We start from the raw sequence: 3117 nt of genomic DNA, 5'->3' as shown, positions 1-3117 counted from the left end.
CCGCGTATCTGGAGTGTGCCTCCTGCGCTGCTCTACGATCCCGCCGAGAGATTGGAAGGCGAGCGATTGCTGTGCGAGTCCGCTGGAGATCTAGGGCTGGTGCTCTGGCGAACAGTGCGAGACGTAGGCCTGTGGGCGGCTACCCCGCCTGAATACCGCGACCAACTCTTTGCAGCCGGAAGTGACGCTCTCCGGCTTGCCCGGCTCGCCGCAGCCGGGCTGCCGGACGGGATTGCACGCCCGGTCGATACGCTCAATAGCATGCTGATGCTGGGCGGACAGGCAGACGCTGACATCGTAATGATCTGCTGCCTTGAGATCGCTGCCTGGGCGCGAACATCGGCCCGGCCGCATTCGGCACTGGCGTTCGCACAAGCAGGCGCGCTCGCCTCTCCGGCATTTTCGGAAGCAGCACTCCACACGGGCATCTGCGCGGCCGAAGCCGGGCAGCCTGTGCGCGCTGGGACTTGGCTGCGCCGTGCCTTGGCGGTCGCCCGACAGGAGAAGAATCTGACGGCGTACACCGTCGCTTTAGTCGAACTGGGGTCTGTATACGAGGGGTTGGCGGACGGGATCGCGCGTGCCGAGCGGTACTACCGGAAAGCGTACAAGGCTGGCAAACGGTTCATTCTGCCTGACGCACGCCTGCAAGCCCTCCACGGGTTGCAGCGGATCGCGCTAGCTCGCGGAGATACGGTGAGGGCGGAACGGCTGGTTCGCGCGATCGGGCGCCACGAACGGCGCTGGCGCCCCGACCGCTCTGGGCGGGGTCTTAACCCCGGCCAGCCATGAACGAGTTCGACGCGCGAACGTGCGGGAACGCACTGGATACGCTGCTGCAGGGATTCGCGGAGGAACAGCGGCCCAACGCTGCGGGGTTCCTTTTGGCGGAACTTGAACGGCTGTACGTCGCGGCAGGACACGCGCCGCCTACGTGGCTTCGCACTCTGCGGGCGACTCGTGCTCATAGAGAGTAACAATCCAGTTCGACCGCCATTTCGGGCGCGTGTCCCCCATCAACCGCTCGATTGGGGATTTCACGTTTGAGCAGCGGGGAAGGAGGGCAAAGGCTTGGCCGCAAACCCGAGCGCAGTTCGGTGCGGGTGTGGGATCATCTGAGGGGGGCACCCCTGCAACCCCGGATGCGAGGCGCAGTCACCGACAAACCTGAACGATGTGAGGTATTCAATGCAGTCCCGCTTCCTACAGCATGTGCTTTCGCTCGGCATGCTCCTGCTGGCCGCCGCGTGTGCCGACTCCCCTACGGCGCCGAGTTCCAGTCCCGCGCCGGTCGGGATGATCGCAACGAACGCAGCCGTCTCGCCGCAGGGCACCGCGAACGGGCTGAACCCGTTGCCCTGCTGGGTGCAGATTCCCGACGGATTTGGTGACTTTCGCAGCCGGGAGTCGGTTGTTAACTTCCCCGAGTCGGATTTGCACCTTAGCGGGCGCCGTCGCATGTACCAGTACAGGGGTTACGCGGGCGATTCGCTTGTCTTCAAGGCGACGTGCGTCATACCGGCCACGGAGAACGCGGCCCGCCGCATGGATCGAATTTTCCGGGTCCAGCGTTCGCCCGAGAAAACCCTTAGTCTGATGAGTGAGGAAGACCCGTGCGGAAAGGCCGGGTGCCTCCTCAATCCCATCACGGTGACTGCGTGTGTGGGCGGTAATACCTACCCGAACTGCGACGAAAAGCCCGAGGATCACGATCAGTGCTACGATTTCGGGATCTGTGGCGGCGATAGTGGCACGGGCTGGACAGGTGGCGGTGGCGGCGGTGGGGGCGGTGGTGATCCGACCGTTGCGCCTGATGAAGGGCCGGTCTTGTTCGCGGTCTGCGTGCTCGCGATGATCGGCTCGTTAGCGGCCTTCGATATCGTCGCAAGCTCGTTTACCGAATGGTATGCGGCGTGGAAGGACTTCACCTCGGCCCAGCGGATGCTCGACGCGATCGAGGCAAATAACGACGCGGTAGACCCGGCTGTGCGGGAAGTTTGGATACTCAGGCGGGATATCGCTAAGACCCGCATGGATGGCGCAGTTGGCACCATCCACACTGCAACGGGTGCAAGTATCCTCACGCTCGGGGCAGCATCCCTCGCGTGTGGAATGGGCATGACGATGCCGACGCCCTGATACGAGGAGGCAGTAGTATGGCTCAGCAAGTGGAGCACGAATCAGGACCCGCACCCGCGCTGAACAGCAAAAGGTGGCGCTACTTCCGCCGTGTAATGTGGGTCACGGCCGCCGTGGCCCTTGTTGGGATCGCCGATCAAGTCCGCGCATTGGGGTGGCTGGCGCTGGAGAAGTCGGCGGGGAGTTCCAGACCATGGAGCGGGGCGGGCTGGCCGCTGCTTTTCCTCGCAGGATATGGCCTTCTCGCCTTCTCGGCGTATCGAATTTTGCGGCAGAACCGGGTGCCGCCGACCTGGAGTGTCGTTGCTGTGTTGGTCGTCGCGTATGTGGCGCTCGGTATTCTGATGCTACGCGGCTGAGTACGGCGATCCCTGGTTAGTCGGATCGGCCCAGAAGAAAGGAGCCGCGCCCTCTCGCTGGACCGTGGGGGGCGGCTTCTCTGTTCTTAGCGCGAAGGCGCCGCGGCAGGCGAGCGGGGGCTTGTCCCCCTGAGGCTGCCGTTCCGATTTTTTTCGAGTCGGCCTTTCGGTTCTGCGGGGCGGACGACGTACAGGGCACATCCCTGGCCGGAATGCGCCCTGTACGTCGTCGGGGGCGGAAGTGAACAGACCGGCCCCGCCCGGCTACGGTTAGCGGCAGGCGAGCGGAACCGCTGGTGTCAGTAGGTTGCGACGGAGGTGTACCCGACAGCGTGCAGGCTGCGAAAGCCGCGATTTCGGCGTGCAGGTTGCGCGTGCGCCGCTGAAAAATCGTTCTCGCGCCTGCATTTTGCTTTCCCGGCTTGCACGGTGTAACCTCTGGGGGAGGGTTGATCACGGGCAGAGGCTTCGGCGTCCGCAGGCGGTGACCGGCGCCGGTTGGAGGGGCTGAGCGACTGAAGTCGCCGCAGCAACGGCGGAAAGTCTCCCCAAACTGACGGGGAGACTTCACCGGCACCCGAGCTCGCCTTCGGTGCCGAACGCCGCCCTCGCGCTGAGG

3 protein-coding genes are annotated in these 3117 nt (G+C 64.5%); all 3 read left to right on the top strand.

Features of this window, described 5'->3' with window-relative positions; genetic code table 11:
• Positions 1-792, top strand: a 792-nt coding sequence (locus VF665_RS22570; protein WP_331055736.1) for a hypothetical protein, incomplete at its 5' end; no start/stop codon positions are given.
• A gap of 396 nt (positions 793-1188) precedes the next feature.
• A complete protein-coding gene (locus VF665_RS22565; protein ID WP_331055735.1) occupies positions 1189-2139 on the top strand; it encodes a hypothetical protein in 951 nt (316 codons plus the stop codon).
• Between the two features lie 17 nt (positions 2140-2156).
• Complete coding sequence (locus VF665_RS22560) at positions 2157-2498, top strand: hypothetical protein (protein WP_331055734.1); 342 nt, start codon at positions 2157-2159, stop codon at positions 2496-2498.
• Positions 2499-3117 lie beyond the last annotated feature (619 nt).

Origin of the sequence: Longimicrobium sp. (genome assembly GCF_036387355.1) — a bacterium.
In the GTDB taxonomy this organism is placed as follows: domain Bacteria; phylum Gemmatimonadota; class Gemmatimonadetes; order Longimicrobiales; family Longimicrobiaceae; genus Longimicrobium.
Note: the sequence above shows the minus strand (reverse complement) of the source record. Positions and strands in the feature narration are given on the sequence as shown.

Excerpts from the sequence above, each read along its gene's own strand:
- VF665_RS22565 (WP_331055735.1), top strand. The coding sequence starts at position 1,189 with ATGCAGTCCCGCTTCCTACAGCATGTGCTTTCGCTCGGCATGCTCCTG.
- VF665_RS22560 (WP_331055734.1), top strand. The coding sequence starts at position 2,157 with ATGGCTCAGCAAGTGGAGCACGAATCAGGACCCGCACCCGCGCTGAAC.